This window comes from Arcticibacter sp. MXS-1, from assembly GCF_041902385.1.
GTDB lineage: Bacteria > Bacteroidota > Bacteroidia > Sphingobacteriales > Sphingobacteriaceae > Arcticibacter.
In genome coordinates, this window is the sequence record NZ_CP169244.1 from 3,448,765 (window position 1) to 3,465,484 (window position 16,720).

Here is a 16,720-nt window from a genome sequence, read left to right on the forward strand (position 1 = left end):
GATCCTGTTAGATGGAATTCCGATGCTAGATCGGGGGGAGATCAGGGAGAGCCTAAGCCAGGTGGATGTGAATATGATCGACCGGATCGAGATTGTGGAGGGGCCTATGTCGGTGAGCTATGGGACTGATGCCCTGGGTGGTGTGGTCAACATCATCACGAAAAAGGCGGCCCTGGCGAACCAGCTTTCGGTAAGGCTGAGGATTCAGGAGGAAACCGCGGGCAAGGAGTATTCTGGCTTTGGAGCGAAAGGCGCGCACAATCAAAGCCTGAACGTGAATTACAACAAGCAGGCCTGGACGGTGTCAGGCTCGCTTTCCCAGAACGACTTTGGCGGCTGGAAAGGACAGGCAAGGGGAAGGACCCTCGACTGGAATCCCAAGGATCAATTGATGGGAGGTTTCAAGCTTGGGTATAACAGGCCGACTTATTCCTTGTGGTACCGGCTTGATGCTGTCGGCGAAACCATTACGCTGTACGGCCAGGCGAATGAAAGCAAGAACGTGGCGACCGACAAAGATTATATCACCAGGCGTTTCTTTCATCAGGCGCAGTTCGACTGGACGCCGGGGAACGGGCTGAGGATGAACACGTCCGTTGCTTATACCGACTACAGCAGAAGGACGCGGACTACGATCCTGAACACGCAGAGTGGTGACAGGCGCCTGTCGCCGGAACCAGGTGAACAGGATAAGTCCGTTTTTGATCATGCTTTTCTTCGCACTACTGTCCAATACACGTTAAATGACCGGGTATCCTTTCAGCCCGGGGTGGAGATAAACTTGAACGGCAGCAGTGGCGACCGCATTAGCGGGTCGCCGGTCATCAACGATTATGCCTTCTTTGTATCATCGGAGCTTAAAATAGCGGGAGCGAATATTCGCCCCGGTGTCAGGCTGATCAGGAATTCGGTGTACGATGCGCCTCCTGCCATACCCTCACTTAATGCGCTTATACCAATCTCGGGGAGCGTGGACATGCGCTTGTCGTATGCCAGGGGCTTCAGGGCGCCCTCCTTACGAGAACTGTATTTTGATTTCTTTGATTCGAGTCACTCCGTCAGGGGAAATACTGCTCTCAAGGCGGAATATTCGAACAGCTATAACGGGTCGCTAAGCTGGCGTCGGGCGGTAAGCGACCGGCAGGTGCTCGAAGTAACGTTGTCGGGCTTTCATAACGATTTCAGGAACATGATCGACATGGGGTTTAGTCCGGAAGACCAGTCGGTTAGTACATACATCAACATCGGTCGCTCAAAGACCACAGGCTCTGGTGTGCAGACCTCCCTCAGGGGCAGCAAGATTAAAAGTTCCGTGGGCTTTTCGTGGATAGGCCGGTATAACCGGATCTCGGAAGATATAGAATTTGGCTCTGAAGTGCCGCAGCTCACCTGGTCGCCCGAGCTGAATGCAAACTTCCTGTATAACCTTGAAGGAGCGGGCGCAAGCCTGGTCTTTGCCTATAAATTCAACGGACGGCTGCCCGCATACCAGATACTCCAGGAGGCAGACCAGAGACGTTTACTGCCTGTGCGTACTGACGCCTGCCATCTTGCCGACCTGACCGTCAATAAAGAGGTCTGGAAGCAGGCTATTATCTCTCTGGGAGTGAAAAATCTCTTCAACATTACCAGGATCAATAATACAGCTACCAATACCGGTTCTGCACATAGCACAAACGGACCCGTGCCTGTGTCTTACGGCCGGTCATTTCTCCTGGGGCTCACGTACAACTGGACTAAAAAATTGAACGATCAACAGTAACAATTACGATATCATGAACAAATCTTTAATTATCCTTTTTTTATTAACCGTGGTGATCTTCTTTCCTTCATGCGATAAGAATGATCCACCTCTTCCTGATAATCTGGTAGCCTTCAGTACCGATAAGCTTGGTTTCGAAGACAACGTCAATAAAGCGGAGCTGAAGCTCAGTTTGAGCAGGCCGGCAGAAAGCGAGACTTCTGTAATGGTTGATCTGGCAGCAGCAGGCATCGCGTATGGTGCCGAATTTACCACTGAACCTGCAGCCGTAGATAATAAAGTAAGCGTGAAGATCCCAGCCGGTTCTTCTGAAGCTCTTATCTCCGTTATCAAGAAAGACGGAGTCTTGTTTGATGGTGATGAAAAGATTGCTTTCTCCATCTCCTCCGTTTCGGGGCCGGTCCTTCCGGGGGAGCATGCTAAACTTGAACTTTCTTTTTCTGCCATCACTTCGGTCGGCTCACGCCTTACGCTTGATGGGGGATCGGGAGGGGCAAGTGCCGAAAATTCGGTGTTCGTTGACCTCAGCGCAAGCAGACAAACCGCTGTGAAGAGGAATCTCTGGGACCTTGGCTTCTATTGCGGCGCGGACTACCGGGTGATCATCAACAATACCAACGGCGCCTCTGCCATTCGCATCGATAAAAGCGATCTGAGTCAGGTAAGTACAGCCGACGTAAACGTTGAATTACTGCGCCTGGGTCAGGGTACGGGTTCCTTTTCAATCATCGATGACGTGAACGGCGATCTCTCTAAAACCGTCATTGCGGAGGTCTCGGCCACTGCCGCCGATAACAAAGTGTATGTGATCAACCGAAAAGGAGGCGACCGGAGTGTTGCATCTCCTGCTGACTTGTATAAAGTGAGGGTTATCAGGAAAGACAATGGTTATACACTGCAATATGCCCGTCTGAACGAGTCGGCCGTTCGCTCCCTCGATATTGCCAGGAACCCGTCCTTTAATTTTAGCTACGTCTCATTCGACAACGGCAGTGTGTCTGTGGAGCCTGAGAAGGCCCGCTGGGATATTGAGTGGGGCTGGAGCATGTATTATACTCAGAACATCCCTTACGGATTTGCCGACCTTGTATTCATTAATCACCGCGGAGGGGTACAGGCAGCAGAGGTACTCACGTCGAATGTAAGCTATCAGGATTTTAACGAAGGAAAGCTGGCTGCCGTCGCCTTTTCGGGTGCACGGGATGTGATCGGCTCGAAGTGGCGAGCTACCTCGCCGGCTCCTGCGGTGAAGACAGACCGTTTCTATGTCATAAAAGACGGGGCTGGCAATGTCTACAAACTCCGCTTTCTCAGCTTCAGTGAAAGCGAAGGCGGCGTGCGTGGGAAACCTGAGATTGAGTACGCACTGGTGAAAAAGGGAGGATAGCGTAATGGAGGTACTCAGTGGGGATAAGCCCCTTGTCTTCGCCTCCGCTTCTGCTGCTGAAGGGGGATTGAAGAAAAATAAGGGAAGTCGTGTTCAAGCTTCGCTTTTGAGGTCGCTTCTGCCGCTTGCGCTGCTCGTGGCCCTTAGCGCGACCATCATTGCATCGGTCTGCCTGGGTGCCGTGCCTATTGCGCCGGGGGAGCTGTTCTCCATCCTGGCGCGTAAAGCCGGACTCAGCGACTCGGCAAACTTCCAGGAGCATCAGGAGGCCGTTCTGCTCACGCTCCGCCTGCCAAGGGTGCTGCTGGGCGTGCTGGTAGGAGCGGGACTGGCCGTATCGGGCGCCGCCATGCAGGGCTTGTTCAGGAATCCGCTTGCCGAGCCTGGCCTTATTGGTATTTCTTCAGGTGCCTCGGTATCGGCAGCTACCGTTATCGTTCTGGGCAACCGGTTCTTCTCAGGCTATCTCGACCATCTTGGCTACTACGGGCTTTCTTTAGTCGCATTCCTGGGGGCGGCTCTTACCACGCTTCTGGTTTACCGCATCTCGGTTTATCGCGGAACTGCAGTGATGACCACTCTTCTCCTTGCTGGTATTGCGATCAATGCGCTTACGGGTTCCTTTACCGGACTGCTGACGTATGTTGCTAAAGATGATGAACTACGGAGTTTGACGTTCTGGGGACTGGGGAGTCTGGGCGGGGCTTCCTGGGACGCTGTCGTCGTGCTTCTGCCTTTTGTGGGCATTCCGCTTGTTTGCCTGCCCTTTCTTTCCCGCGCGCTGAATGTCCTGGCGCTTGGAGAAGCACAGGCTGCGCACGCGGGGGTGAACCTGCGGAAGCTTAAGCGCGCAGTCGTGATCTTGTCGACCATGGCTGTGGGTGCCTCTGTTGCCATGTGCGGGATGATCGGCTTTATTGGCCTGGTGGTGCCCCATCTGGTGCGGATGATTACCGGGGCGGCGCATGAAAGGGTGATCCCGAATGCCGCACTCATGGGGGCGGCTGTTCTGTCCCTTTCCGACCTTCTGGCACGCACCATTGTGGCACCTGCTGAACTTCCCATCGGTATTGTGACTGCACTAATCGGCGGACCGGTGTTTATTTACATCATATTGAAGGAGAAGAAAGGGGCGAGCAGATGATCGAGGTGCGAAATCTAACCTACGCGGCGGGCACTAAAAGCCTGCTCAGGGACATAAGCTTTGATGTGCGCAGCGGGGAAGTGCTGGCCGTTGTAGGAGCAAATGGAGCTGGAAAGAGCACGCTCCTGAGGCTCCTTTCAGGAGAGCTGAAAGCTGCCGAAGGCACCGTGAAGCTGAAGGATAAGCCTGTATCAGACTATAGCATTGCCGGTATGGCAAGGGTGCGGGCAGTGCTGTCGCAACAGACAAGCCTCACGATGTCCTTCAGGGTGGAAGAACTGGTGATGATGGGCCGCTATCCTCATTTTGAAAGCAGGCCGACTCTTGCCGATAAGCTTATTGTTGAGGATGTATTACATGAAACTGGCGTTTCTCATCTCGCCCGGAGGGAGTACAACACCCTGTCGGGAGGAGAGCAGCAGCGGGTGCAGCTTGCCCGGGTCATTGCTCAGATAGCAGATGTTCCGGGGGCGGTATTGCTTCTGGACGAGCCCATTAATGGCCTCGACATCCTCTATCAGCAAGAAATTCTTCAGGTGGTGCGACGTCTTGCCGACACGGGATATTGTGTGGTGTGCATCCTGCACGACATGAACTTTGCGGCTCAGTACGCTGATCGGGTGCTCATGTTGAAAGAAGGGCGCGTTATCGCACAGGGCAGGCCGCGTGAGGTCTTAAATGAGGAGAATATGTATGAGGCCTTTGGGGTAGCGGTTCAGGTATTTGAGCATCCAGCATTTGCGTTTCCTCTTGTGCTGCCGCTGCCTCGTGCCTACCATCAGGCAAGCATAGAATAGTATAAAGTAAAACAAAATTTAAAAACAGAATCATAATTCAACAGATATGGAAAATCTACTCGAAAAATGGGCAAAGATGAAACGAGATAACCCGCGCCTGCGCATCAGGGAAGCCGCAGGGCAGCTTAATGTGAGCGAGGCGCAGCTGGTAGCTGCGAGCGCAGGCCTGACCAACGTAAGGCTCACCGGGGATTTCAAGGGCTTGCTGAAAGAGATCGAAACCCTTGGTCCGGTCATGGCGCTTACCCGGAATGAGCATTGCGTCCATGAGCGCAAGGGGGTATACCGGAAGGTGTCATTTAACGGTGAGGTGGGCCTGGCTGTGAACCCGGATATCGACCTGCGTCTGTTCATGAGTCAGTGGAAGTTCGGCTTCTCAGTCAATGAAAACGGGCGACATAGTTTTCAGTTTTTTGATCATAGTGGTGTTGCTGTGCATAAGATCTACCTTACTGAACATAGTGACGAAAGCATTTTTCATGCCCTGACGGAGAAGTACCGGGATGGGAACCAAACCACGGATCTGCAGATACAGGGGATTATGCCTCAGTCGCCAGAGAATGCACTGAAGGATATAGACGTACCGGCTTTTCAGAAAGCATGGGCAGAACTACAGGATACGCACGATTTTCACGGAATGCTGAAGACGCACGGCGTGAGCAGGAGACAGGCGATGGAGCTCGGACCAGAAGGTTATACTGAACAGCTCGATGTGGCTTATCTTAAGAAGATGCTTGAAGCCGCCTCTGCACAGTCGGTAGAAGTAATGGTGTTTACCGGGAGCAGGGGCTGCATCCAGATCCACACCGGGTATGTTAAGAACCTGGTACAGACAGGACCCTGGTTCAATGTCCTGGATCCCGGCTTCAATATGCACCTGCGTGAGGACGGTATAGAGTCGGTATGGATGGTCAGGAAGCCGACAAAAGATGGCATTGTGACCAGCATGGAAGTGTTCGACCGCGAGGGACAGATCATTGTTCAGTTCTTTGGCAAGAGAAAGCCGGGAATCCCTGAAAGTGAGGCCTGGAGGTCCATAGTAAATCAAACACCTGAAACCGTTTAGTTAAAGCATATGTGCCAGACAAGAGTACTTTGCAGCAGGGAATCAATTGTGGTGAGTCAGTGTTTGCACTGTCAGGTGCTCTTCATCTGGCATCATAATCTATTCCTGAGCTTTAGTCCGAAGAAATTCACCGCTTTTTGCGATGCGGTCAATCAACTCGACTACGATCAGTGCGCGTTCCCCTTCCCCGACGGGGAGGAGCGCGCAATCATTGCATCCCCTAATCCTGAGATTAGCTTCACTTTCACATACGACGAATGGCGGTCGTTTTGCGAAGTTCTCTCGGAGGCTTCCTACATGCGCGAAGTATATGCACTGATGGTTTAAAAGAAGGACTATATCCACCAGGCTGTCACTACGATCCGTCTTGATCCCCCGTGGTTACGGTGTTCGCAAAGGTAGATGCCTTGCCAGGTCCCAAGGGCCAGTCTGCCCTGATGTACGGGTATCAAAACCGAGCTTCCCAGAAGGGATGCTTTGAGGTGTGCGGGCATGTCGTCAGAACCTTCGTAGTCGTGCAGAAAGTCGGGGTCGTTTTCGGGCACTGCCTTATCAAAATAAGTTTCAAAGTCGGTCCTCACGGTAGGATCGGCATTTTCGTTAATGGTGAGTCCGGCAGAGGTATGCTGGATGAAAACCTGGCACATGCCTGTTTGGATCTCTGTTAGCTGGGGTAGCGCTTGCACCACTTCGCTGGTGATGAGGTGAAATCCCCTTCGTCTTTCTTTTAATTGAATGTGCTGTTGAAAAAATTTCATTGCTATTTTTCTGCTCGCTTTCATTCCCGCTTATACGTGCAGCTCATGAATGTTTTTTGCAAAGGTACAAACATGCAGCTTTTAAATGAGGTTTTAAGAAAGAGTGAGGAAGATGGTGAGGAGAAATATATGGAGCCGATGGAAAACAAAAACGTATGAAAAGAAACCAGAAAGACGGGAATAAGAAGCCCATATCAGAAAAGACAATTGTGATCTGCGGTGCCTCAAGCGGCATCGGAAGAGCGACGGCGCTGGAGTTTGCTGGCTCAGGAGCGTCTGTTATACTTGCTGCCCGCCGGAAAGAGGTTCTGGACCAGCTCGCAGGGGAGTGCCTCGCGAAGGGCGCCCGGGCTGCCCATGCAATAAAAGCGGATGTGACAGACGCAGAACAGCTGGCTGCAGTGGCAGAGCTTGCTATTGAAAAGACAGGGTCGATTGATGTCTGGATTAACAATGCGGGAGCTGGAGCAGTAGGAGAATATGACGATATTCCGCTCGAAATTCATGAAAAGGTCGTCAGGACAAACCTCCTGGGTCACATGAACGGGACTTATGCGGTACTTCCCGTCTTTAAGCTTCAGGGCTATGGCATACTCATCAACACGATCTCTGTAGGAGGATGGGTGCCTGAACCTTATGCAGTTGCCTATACTGCCAGTAAGTATGGCCTCCGCGGCTTCTCTGAATCGCTAAGGTGCGAGCTCAGGCACTTCCCCAACATTCGGATCTGCGACGTATTTCCTGCTTATATAGATACGCCGGGCTTTCAGCATGCTGCCAATTACATAGGCAAAGTACTGAAGCCAATACCTCCTGTTTTTCCGCCTGAACGAGTAGCTCAGGCCATGCTTAGCCTGGCTGTACGGCCGAGAAGCGCCGTTTCTGTAGGAGAGACGGCTCCGCTGTTCCGGTTCATGAACTTTATTTCGCCATCGCTGATGCGGAATCTGAATGCGGGAATCATGGAGAACTACTTTCGTCGCGCCCAGTCTGCACATATCACAACGGGTGCAATCCTTGAGCCTATGAATGAAGGAACAGGCGTGTCGGGAGGATGGTTAAAACCGAAGAAGAAGCCAGCGGCGGCCTTTGCCATTGCAGCAGTGCTTGGTCTGGCAGGCGGTCTTCTGCTTGCCCGGAAGATGTAGGGGCAAGCAGGCAGGGTATGGGAGATTGACGCAGGCCACAAGGCGTTGCTCCCTTATCTTAAATCGCTTTTTATATCGCAAAGGTCATTTCTCCGTTGTAGCTTTGCGTTATAGCTATTCTTTCATGTTCACAACTAACGATGTTCATCAGCAATTTGCTGCCTTCTTCAAAAGTGAAATTTTGCAGCCCTATGCCTACCTCGTCTCGCGGAAGCTGGGAGAGGGGCATATTTGTCTGCCTTTGGAGGATCTGAACGAGGAAAAGGAGACCCTCCCCGAGCACTATAAGGAGCTTCTGGGGAAGAGGCATCGCCTGGAGGATGAGCCGATGATCGCCACCCAGGCGGGTCAGAGACGTCCTTTTGTGCTCTTCAACGACCGGCTATACCTGCAGCGCTATTTCAGCTATGAGACGCGTATACTGGAAAGGCTGCTGGCATTTGTGCAGACTGAAGCCGTTGCCTTTGCAGAGCGGGCAGGCAGACTTAAGGAGCTGAAAGAACTCCTGGCGTCTTTGTTTCCGCCAGCTCAGAGCGATGAGCCTCAAACCGACTGGCAGATGATTGCAGCAATAACGGCATTTTTAAATGATTTCACCATCATTACCGGCGGGCCGGGTACTGGTAAAACCACTACCGTTGCGCGTATCCTGGCTTTACTGTTTCATGCGTCGCCTGATCTTCGCGTGGCCCTGGCTGCTCCGACGGGAAAGGCAGCAGCAAGAATGGCGGAGTCGCTGAAAAAAGCCTCTTCGGGGCTTCCTGAAGCTATCGCTTCAAAATTCCAGACTCTTCAGCCATCCACGATACACCGGCTTCTGGGATACGTCCCCGATTCTTCTGCTTTCAGGCACAGTGCCGGGAATCCGCTCGCCTTTGATGTCGTGGTGGTAGATGAGTCGTCGATGATTGACGCAGCCTTGTTTGCCAAGCTGCTCGAAGCCGTTGGAAACGGAACCCGGCTGATCCTGCTGGGGGATAAAGACCAGCTGGCTTCTGTAGAGGCGGGCAGTTTATTTGGCGACCTCTGCCAGGCGCAGGAGCGTCTCAATATCTTTGATCAGCATCGGGCGCTTTTGTTCAGCGAACTGGTGAACGAGCCAGCCCGGGGGTTAAAGCAGGAGGACGTGGGCCCTCATTCTGCTCATCCGCTTTTTCAGCATGTGGTGGAGTTGCGATATAGTCACCGTTTCAAAGGAGATCAGGGGATCGGCAAGTTCAGCAGAGCGGTAATAAGGGGTGACGCAGAGGCAGTGCGGAGTTTTCTGACGAGTAAAGATGAGCAGGTGCGTCTCTATACAAGCAAAGACAGCTCTTTCCTTGAAGAGTTCGGCGAAGGCTATGCCGACTATATAGCTGAGCAAGATATCGCCTCAGCATTACAGAAGATGAATAAGCTACGTGTTCTTTGTGCGGTGAGAGAGGGTGAACAGGGGCTTTATCTGCTAAACAAAAAGATTGAGAATTACCTGGAGCGTAAGAAGCTGATCCGCGTGAATGCACCTTTCTATGAAAACCGGCCGGTGATGGTAACTGCGAATAATTATACCGCCGGGCTCTTCAATGGTGATACAGGCATTGTGCGGACGGATAGCCGTGGTGTGCTTCAGGTATATTTCGAAGATAGTGAGAACGGACTGAAGGCTGTTTTGCCAGGCTACATCAGTAAGTCGGAAACAGTCTTCGCCATGACCATACATAAAAGTCAGGGCTCTGAATTTGACCGTGTACTGGTTGTCCTGCCCGAAGATGAAGAGCTGCCTATCCTCACGCGCGAACTGCTGTATACGGGGATCACCCGGGCGCGGATGCAGGTTTGCCTCGAGGCCACCGAGCCTGTAATTTTAAAAGCCTCAGAACGTTTAGTAAAGCGTGCCTCCGGGATTGCTGAACGCATGAGTACGCATGTCCACCAAATCAACAGCTAGATCTTATGTCTTTATATCTTCAGGTTTCTAACTCTTTATCAGCCCTGGCCAGAAGGATGTGTCTGCAGCTGCAGGCGCAGGAGAACGGCGTATTTCAGCCTTTCTACATCGTGACCCAGACGGAGGGGATGAACAACTGGCTCAAGCTGCAGATGTCGGCCTGTATGGAGATAGCTGCCAACTATCGTTTCCTCAAGCCGAATGATATAATATTCGATGTGTATCAGCTTCTCGGAGGCCGTTATACCCAGAGTATGGCTCCCGAAAGTCTGACCTGGTTGCTATATAAGCTCTTAAACGACAGTTATTTCACTGCACACTTTAAAAGTGTTGCTTCTTATTACGCCGAAGGTGCCGACAAGGACGTCAAGCGTCTGGCACTTGCAGAGAAGCTGGCTGACCTTCTCGACCAGTACCAGATTTACCGGCCTGAGATGATCCGCAGATGGAACGAGGCTGGCCTCAGTGAAACGGGCGCAGATGACTGGCAGATGTATCTTTGGATTAAGGCCAGGGAAATAAGCAAGGGAATGCTGCCAGACCGCACGCAGATCGGGCAGTATGTGCTCGACGCTCTTACCAGGGGAGAGCACGCGGGACACCTGAAGGATCATATTCCTGCTGTTCATATTTTCGGTCTTTCTGTTATCACGGCCTATCATCTGCAGCTTTTCAGTGCCCTGGCCCCTCATCTCGACTTTTATTTCCATATTCTCAATCCTGCTCCTTCAGAGTACTGGTTTGAAGACCGCAGCGAGAAGCAGCTCGCTTTCCTGAAAAAGAAAGGCTGGGCCGAGCCGCATGATGTGGCACTGGGCAACCAGCTTCTGGTAAGCTGGGGAAGGCTGATTCAGAATACCTTCAGCCTGTTTTTTCAGCAGGAGGAGCTCATTAATTCGTACGAGGAAGTAGAACCGGAGCCGCCCGGAGACAGCACGCTCCTTCACAGAATACAGCAGGATATTTTTTATAACAGGAGTAAGGAAGACCGGCTGCCTCTTTCGGCTGCACATCTGGCAGACGGCTCCTTGTCTGTTAACGCCTGCTACACGCCGGCAAGGGAGGTAGAAGCACTGTATAACTACCTGGTGCAGCTGATCGACAAGAGAGGCGAGAAGATCTCCGCAAGGGATATCGTGGTAATGGTTTCTGATATTGATACCTATGCCCCATATATCCGTGCCGTGTTTAACAATGCTCCCTATAAATTCTACTACACGATTGCTGATGAGAGCTTTATTGCCAGTGATAGCGTTAGCAGCGCACTGCATAGCGTCTTGAAAATGAACAGATCAACATTTAAGGCTGAAGAAGTTCTGCAGTTGCTCGATTCTGCATTTATCCGCAGGCGCTTCGGTATTTCGGACGTGGATCTGATCCGCAGGGTCGTGAAGCGGGCTGGTATTCGCTTCGGAATATACGGCGACAAATCGGACGACACCCGCTACGTAAGCTGGAAGTATGGCATCAGCCGTATCCTCTACGGTCTCTGCGTGAGCGGCGATGAAAAGCTGGTTGGCGAAGACGGTGAGGTATACCATCCGCTCGACATCGTGGAAGGTCTCGCCTCAGCAGAGCTGGTCAGGTTTGCTCACTTCATAGAGATCCTGATCCATTCAGTAAATGTGCGCGAGCAGGACCGCAGTCTGGCCGAATGGATCCACTACATTGAGTGGGTACTGCACAATCTAATATTCGAGCCGGGAGATGACGCTAATGAAGATTACGATTCGCTGCTGAAACAGCTGGAACAATACAACACCCTTTCGGCTCTGCTGCCCGAAAAGATTAGTTTCGATGTCTTTGCTCATAACTTTCTGCATACGCTGACAGGCGGAACCAGGGCGAGTGCTTTTGCAGCCGGTGGTATCACGTTTTGTTCGTTGATACCTATGCGAAGCATTCCTTTTCAGGTCGTAGCGATGCTCGGCCTCAACTTCGATAAATTTCCGCGGAAGGAAGTGCCCTCGGGCTTCAGCCTTATCGAGAAGGAGAAACGAAAGGGCGACCGCAACGTGAGGGAGAACGATAAGCATCTTTTTCTGGAAACCCTTCTTTCTGCCAGGAAGTATCTTTACCTGAGCTATGTGGGCCAAAGTGTGAAAGACAACACCCCTCTGCCGCCCTCTGTGATGGTCGACGAGCTGGTAGACTACATAGAAGAGGGCCTTGCCGTAACACATTCCCGCCCGGCTGTGATCAGAAAGCATCCCCTGCATAACTTCAGTCGCCGCTATCTTGATCCCCATAGCGGGCTTTATAACTATCTGAACAGCGGCGGGGGAGAGGAGCTGAACATTTTTACCGGAGATGGTAAAGAAGCGGGTCCGGTCCCGCCTGCCTCTGTTAGCATCGAGTCATTCGTCAATTTCTTTAAGAATCCCTTTAAGTCGTATTATAATGAGGTTTTAGGTATTTACCTCAGTACCGAGGAACTGCTTCTTCCCGTTACAGAGGTCTTTGAACTAGACGGACTTCAGCAATGGCAGCTGAAGAAGAGCTTGCTGGAAGTGGACGAGGCGCATCAGCTTGAAGATATCCGTACCCGGCTGGTGCGAACAGCAGCACTGCCCCTGAAGCACATGTCGGATATTGCCATCCAGAGTCTGGAGAAAGAAGTGGCACCGGTGCGTGAACTCTTTCGTGAACAAACGTCGGGAGCAGTGACAGACAAAATAGAAATTAATCTCTCCCTTGCGGGCGGGGAGCTGAAGGGCGAACTGCACAACCTCTATGGGAGCAGGATCGTGGAGTTATCCTGGTCGAAGAATGAGGTGACTTATCTTCAGGAGGCCTACCTCCGTTATCTTATTCTGCGCGCTGCGGGGTACGATCATCAACTTATATTCATTTCTGCTCTCCGCGGACAGGTATTTCAGGCTTGTGAAATAAGCGCTGCCGAGGCAACAGAGCGCCTCTCGGCCTTGCTTGGTCTTTATGAGGAAGGGCACCAGCGTATCCTGGGCTGGTACCCTCGCATCGCTGATTCTCCCGCTGCCTTTGCGAAGTTAAACGCAGAGAAGTTCTCGCCTGACGTTGACAAAGTATTGAACGGATACGGCAGGCGATGCAAGGACGCCTATGTCATGAAGGAATACGATCAGGGGTTTTTCCGCAGAGAACAGGCCTGGGATGATTTCAGGGAAGTAGCCGAGCGCCTGTTGCTGCCTCTTAAGGACGTGTTTTCAGGGTATTACCAATAGCAGATAAAATGTCAGCTGAAAAAGACTTAAAAGATTTTAACGCAGGAACCGTTGCCCTGGAAGGCAGCAACCTGATTGAAGCCAGTGCAGGTACAGGCAAGACCTATTCGATCGCCATACTGGTCCTTCGCCTCCTGCTCGAGAAGGAACTGCAGATCAGTGAGATCCTCATGGTAACCTTTACCAAGGCGGCGGTCGCAGAGCTGGAGGAGCGCATCCGGCTTTTTGTACGAATGGCCTACCGGGCCGCCGAAGGAGGTCAGATCACTGATAGCACCATAGAGCGACTGGTAGACGAGTCCTGTGACCAGAAAGGACAGGAGCGTGTGGTGAGCTTATTGAAAGACGCAGTGCTTTTTCTGGATGATACCTCTGTGCTTACCATTCACAGCTTCTGTCAGCTCACACTTTCCGAATTCGCCTTTGAAACCCGTCAGCTTTTTGGTGCTGAAACCCTGCAGGATACTCAGTCGCTGCTTGCAGACGAAGTGAACCAGTTCTGGCGCCAGGAAGTGACTACTCTTCCCGTTCCTCTTCTTGAGTCGTTGCTGGCTGCAGGTTTCTCGCGCAGCAGTCTCTCTGCGGCGGTAAAGGAGCATCTCGATGGCAAACGCTATTTCGGCTATGACGAAAAAGAGGATTACAAGTTGTGTCCCGATGATCATGCTGCATTCATTCGCGATATTACAGGGTTCCGCGAAAGGGAGACAGCACTGCGTGGCAGGCTGCGCACGTATATACAGAACAACGGCGACGAGCTGCGCACCCTGAGCCAAAGCGACCGCTATGCCAGGAAAGCCTTTCTCGACCTGGTGGATGATCCGGAGAGCTTTATAGAGGCTCTCCGAAGCAAGCGCAGCTCGGCATATGTGGGCAAGCTGTTTGGCCATCTCCTGGAGCAGTGCGACGAGTGCGACAATGTATCCAAAGAGCTGGAATCGCTCGCCAGGAAAGTCATCGCCCGTCTTCATTGCCACGCGATCAGCGTCATATCAGTTGCGATGGCATCATATAAGCGCCGCTATAACCAGATCGCATTCGATGATATGATCCTTAACCTGCACGCGGCGCTGACGGAGAGAGACTCATCCGTCCTTGTGGAGAAACTGCGTGCCAAATACAAAGCAGTGTTTGTTGATGAGTTTCAGGATACAGACCGCCTGCAGTACGAGATCTTTGATGAGGCCTTTGGTCAGGAAACGATCCTGTTTTACATCGGCGACCCGAAGCAATCCATCTACGCCTGGAGAAAGGCTGATATCTTTACCTACTTTAAAGCAGCGGCTGGTGTGCAGCACCGGTACGGCATGAATGAGAATTTTCGCTCCTCTGAATCGTTTATATCTGCCATGAATGCTTTCTTTGAGCCTCAGGAGAACTTTGATACCTTTCATTTCGCCGGGGCGGCTCATGCCATCCGGTACATACCTGTTAAATCTCCGCTTCCTAACCGGAAAGGACTCCTCTACAGGGGAACGCTGCCGGTCACTCCGCTCACCATCTTCGAGGTCGGCAAGAAGGAGGCTGTATACGAAGGTCTGGCTGCTCAGGTAATTGAACTTCTCCGGGACACATCGTACCGCATAGGAGAGCAAGAAAACGGCAGGCAGATAAAGGCGAGCGATATAGGGATCCTTGTGCGCACAAACGGCGAGGGAAGACTTGTCAAAAACGCACTTACCCGCTATCATCTTCCTGCAGTTACCATAGGCGACGATAAAGTATTACAGTCAGACGAGGCTCTGGCTCTTCTTTACTTGCTGGAGGCCATTGTCAACATCTCCCGCCCGAATATAAACAGGGCTTTGCTGTCGCCTTTCACCGGTTATAACAGTGATCAGATCCTTGCCATCGACGATGTGAAAGCCCTCGAACTGTTTGGTAAGTATAAAAAGGCATGGGACGAGAATGGAGTTTATACAGCCCTCATGTCCTTTGTTGTTGACTTCTCTGTGAGGAAGGTGCTCCTTAACCCGCAGACAGAGAACGGAGAGCGGATCATCACCAACCTGTATCAGCTCATTGAATTGTTGCACAAAGTACAGACGCGGAACAAACTCTCGCCTCCTGAGCTGATTAGCTGGCTACGGAGAGGGATCGACGGAATGGAGACACAGGGCGACGAGTATGAACAGCGGGTAGAGAGCGACGAAGAAGCAATCAGGATTGTCACGATCCATAAAAGCAAGGGGCTTGAATACAAGATCGTTCTCGCTCCCTTTCTCGACTTTACGATCAATAAAAATACGCCTTTCTGCAGCTTCCGTGATGCTGAAACAGGGGAGTATGTATCGGCCGCCCGGGAGGAGCTAACCGAAGAGCAGGTGCGACTGATCGAAGAACAACAGGAACAGGAAAACAGGCGCCTCTTGTATGTTGCCATCACCAGAGCAGTGTATAAGTGTTTTGTGTTCAGGATCAGCTCGTCTTACTACAACGGCTCTACCTTATCTCATTTTGTAAATGCACTTGCTTCGGGTACCGATGCTCAGCAAAATATTGAGTTTAGCGAACCTCCCGCAATTCCCGCAAATGGCTACAGCTATATGCCGGCCTGGTCGTCACTGGCAGAAGGAACAGGAGAGAAGCCTGAGCCCGTCCGCTTTGACCTGCTTGAAGCTAACTGGAGAAAGATGAGTTATACCATGCTCAGTCCCGACCATGCAGCCTCAGTAGCCTTCAGAGCCGGACAGGGGCGCGACCCCTATGGGCGCTTCATCTACAATGAACTGCCACGGGGAGCAAAGACGGGCAATCTGCTCCATTATATCTTTGAAAATGCCCACTTCGGCAACCCGCAAAACTGGCCTCATGTGATTGAAGACGCTGTGAGGAGATTTTCACCTCAGCAGCAGGAAACATATCCTGCCATGCTTGCACAAATGCTCGACCACGTACTTCACACGCAGATAGAGATGGGGCAGGAGGCCTTCTCTCTGTCGCAGGTTCCTCAACAAAACCAGCTGCACGAGTTTGAATTCGATTTCCAGGTGCCCCTTTTTTCAGCACCGCTCCTGGAGGACCTCTCAGACTCGAATATCCAGGTACACGTCGGTAAACACAGCGAGCTTCAGGGAATCATGAACGGAAAGATGGATCTGTTCTTCGCAATGGGCGACAAGTACTATATCCTCGATTGGAAATCTAATTACCTGGGAGACACAGACGAGGACTATTCCGCGTCTTCCGTAGCCGCAGCCATGAACGAAAACAATTACCACCTCCAGTATCTGATCTATACCGTGGCAGCAAAAAAATACCTCGAAAGCCGGCTTAGAAGCTTTGACTACGAAACGCAGTTTGGAGGAGTGATGTACTTCTTCGTCAGGGGGATCAGGAAAGACAGCAGCAACGGAATTTTCAGGAGCATTCCTCCGCTGGAAAAAATTGAAAGGCTCGAACGCTTGCTTTCAGGAAAAACAACGATGGGTGCAGGTCAGAGGCTGGCATAAAAGTACAGGGAATGTCGGCATGGAGCTCGCATAAACAGTTCAGCCCCGATAAAGCCTTTAGCTTTTTAAACGCTTG

General features: G+C 51.7%; 11 protein-coding genes. 10 read left to right on the forward strand and 1 reads right to left on the reverse strand.

Going from position 1 to position 16,720, the window contains the following annotated elements; translation table 11 throughout:
* Positions 1-4: 4 nt before the first annotated feature.
* Genes ACES2C_RS14900 through ACES2C_RS14925 form a run of 6 tightly spaced genes read left to right on the forward strand, consistent with a single transcriptional unit; the run spans position 5 to position 6,483 of the window.
* Complete coding sequence (locus ACES2C_RS14900; RefSeq protein WP_374166961.1) at positions 5-1,762, forward strand: TonB-dependent receptor plug domain-containing protein; 1,758 nt, start codon at positions 5-7, stop codon at positions 1,760-1,762.
* Positions 1,763-1,775: 13 nt separating this feature from the next.
* Positions 1,776-3,149 carry an HmuY family protein gene (locus ACES2C_RS14905; RefSeq protein ID WP_374163877.1) on the forward strand — a complete coding sequence of 458 codons (1,374 nt, stop codon included), beginning with the start codon at positions 1,776-1,778 and terminating at the stop codon, positions 3,147-3,149.
* 4 nt (positions 3,150-3,153) lie between these two features.
* Positions 3,154-4,293: a FecCD family ABC transporter permease gene (locus ACES2C_RS14910; protein WP_374163878.1), complete on the forward strand. Its 1,140-nt coding sequence runs from the start codon at positions 3,154-3,156 to the stop codon at positions 4,291-4,293.
* Positions 4,290-5,090, forward strand: coding sequence for a heme ABC transporter ATP-binding protein (locus ACES2C_RS14915; protein ID WP_374163879.1), 801 nt, complete (start codon positions 4,290-4,292; stop codon positions 5,088-5,090). The genes ACES2C_RS14910 and ACES2C_RS14915 overlap by 4 nt, the downstream gene beginning before the upstream one ends.
* 46 nt (positions 5,091-5,136) lie before the next feature.
* Entirely contained in the window at positions 5,137-6,156 is a 1,020-nt protein-coding gene (locus tag ACES2C_RS14920) for a hemin-degrading factor (protein ID WP_374163880.1), read from the forward strand.
* Positions 6,157-6,165: 9 nt separating this feature from the next.
* Positions 6,166-6,483 (forward strand): hypothetical protein, encoded by a 318-nt coding sequence (locus ACES2C_RS14925; RefSeq protein ID WP_374163881.1) that lies wholly within the window; start codon positions 6,166-6,168, stop codon positions 6,481-6,483.
* Positions 6,484-6,491: 8 nt separating this feature from the next.
* On the opposite strand, the gene ACES2C_RS14930 is transcribed toward ACES2C_RS14925, so the two are convergent.
* Entirely contained in the window at positions 6,492-6,914 is a 423-nt protein-coding gene (locus ACES2C_RS14930) for a secondary thiamine-phosphate synthase enzyme YjbQ (protein WP_374163882.1), read from the reverse strand.
* A gap of 155 nt (positions 6,915-7,069) precedes the next feature.
* Here ACES2C_RS14930 and ACES2C_RS14935 point away from each other — a divergent pair, with 155 nt between their 5' ends.
* From ACES2C_RS14935 to recB, 4 genes are all read left to right on the forward strand, one after another.
* Positions 7,070-8,062: an SDR family oxidoreductase gene (locus tag ACES2C_RS14935; RefSeq protein WP_374163883.1), complete on the forward strand. Its 993-nt coding sequence runs from the start codon at positions 7,070-7,072 to the stop codon at positions 8,060-8,062.
* A gap of 124 nt (positions 8,063-8,186) precedes the next feature.
* A complete protein-coding gene (recD, locus tag ACES2C_RS14940) occupies positions 8,187-9,989 on the forward strand; it encodes an exodeoxyribonuclease V subunit alpha (RefSeq protein ID WP_374163884.1) in 1,803 nt (600 codons plus the stop codon).
* Between the two features lie 5 nt (positions 9,990-9,994).
* Positions 9,995-13,192 carry an exodeoxyribonuclease V subunit gamma gene (gene recC / locus ACES2C_RS14945; RefSeq protein WP_374163885.1) on the forward strand — a complete coding sequence of 1,066 codons (3,198 nt, stop codon included), beginning with the start codon at positions 9,995-9,997 and terminating at the stop codon, positions 13,190-13,192.
* An 8-nt stretch (positions 13,193-13,200) separates the two neighbouring features.
* The gene (recB, locus tag ACES2C_RS14950) at positions 13,201-16,644 is read left to right on the forward strand and encodes an exodeoxyribonuclease V subunit beta (RefSeq protein ID WP_374163886.1); all 3,444 of its coding nucleotides are present in this window, start codon (positions 13,201-13,203) and stop codon (positions 16,642-16,644) included.
* The last annotated feature ends 76 nt before the right edge of the window (positions 16,645-16,720 follow it).

Coding starts and splice junctions, on each gene's coding strand:
- recD (WP_374163884.1), top strand. CDS start 8,187: ATGTTCACAACTAACGATGTTCATCAGCAATTTGCTGCCTTCTTCAAA.
- ACES2C_RS14910 (WP_374163878.1), top strand. CDS start 3,154: ATGGAGGTACTCAGTGGGGATAAGCCCCTTGTCTTCGCCTCCGCTTCT.
- ACES2C_RS14915 (WP_374163879.1), top strand. CDS start 4,290: ATGATCGAGGTGCGAAATCTAACCTACGCGGCGGGCACTAAAAGCCTG.
- ACES2C_RS14920 (WP_374163880.1), top strand. CDS start 5,137: ATGGAAAATCTACTCGAAAAATGGGCAAAGATGAAACGAGATAACCCG.
- ACES2C_RS14905 (WP_374163877.1), top strand. CDS start 1,776: ATGAACAAATCTTTAATTATCCTTTTTTTATTAACCGTGGTGATCTTC.
- recB (WP_374163886.1), top strand. CDS start 13,201: ATGTCAGCTGAAAAAGACTTAAAAGATTTTAACGCAGGAACCGTTGCC.
- ACES2C_RS14935 (WP_374163883.1), top strand. CDS start 7,070: ATGAAAAGAAACCAGAAAGACGGGAATAAGAAGCCCATATCAGAAAAG.
- ACES2C_RS14925 (WP_374163881.1), top strand. CDS start 6,166: ATGTGCCAGACAAGAGTACTTTGCAGCAGGGAATCAATTGTGGTGAGT.
- ACES2C_RS14930 (WP_374163882.1), bottom strand. CDS start 6,914: ATGAAATTTTTTCAACAGCACATTCAATTAAAAGAAAGACGAAGGGGA.
- recC (WP_374163885.1), top strand. CDS start 9,995: ATGTCTTTATATCTTCAGGTTTCTAACTCTTTATCAGCCCTGGCCAGA.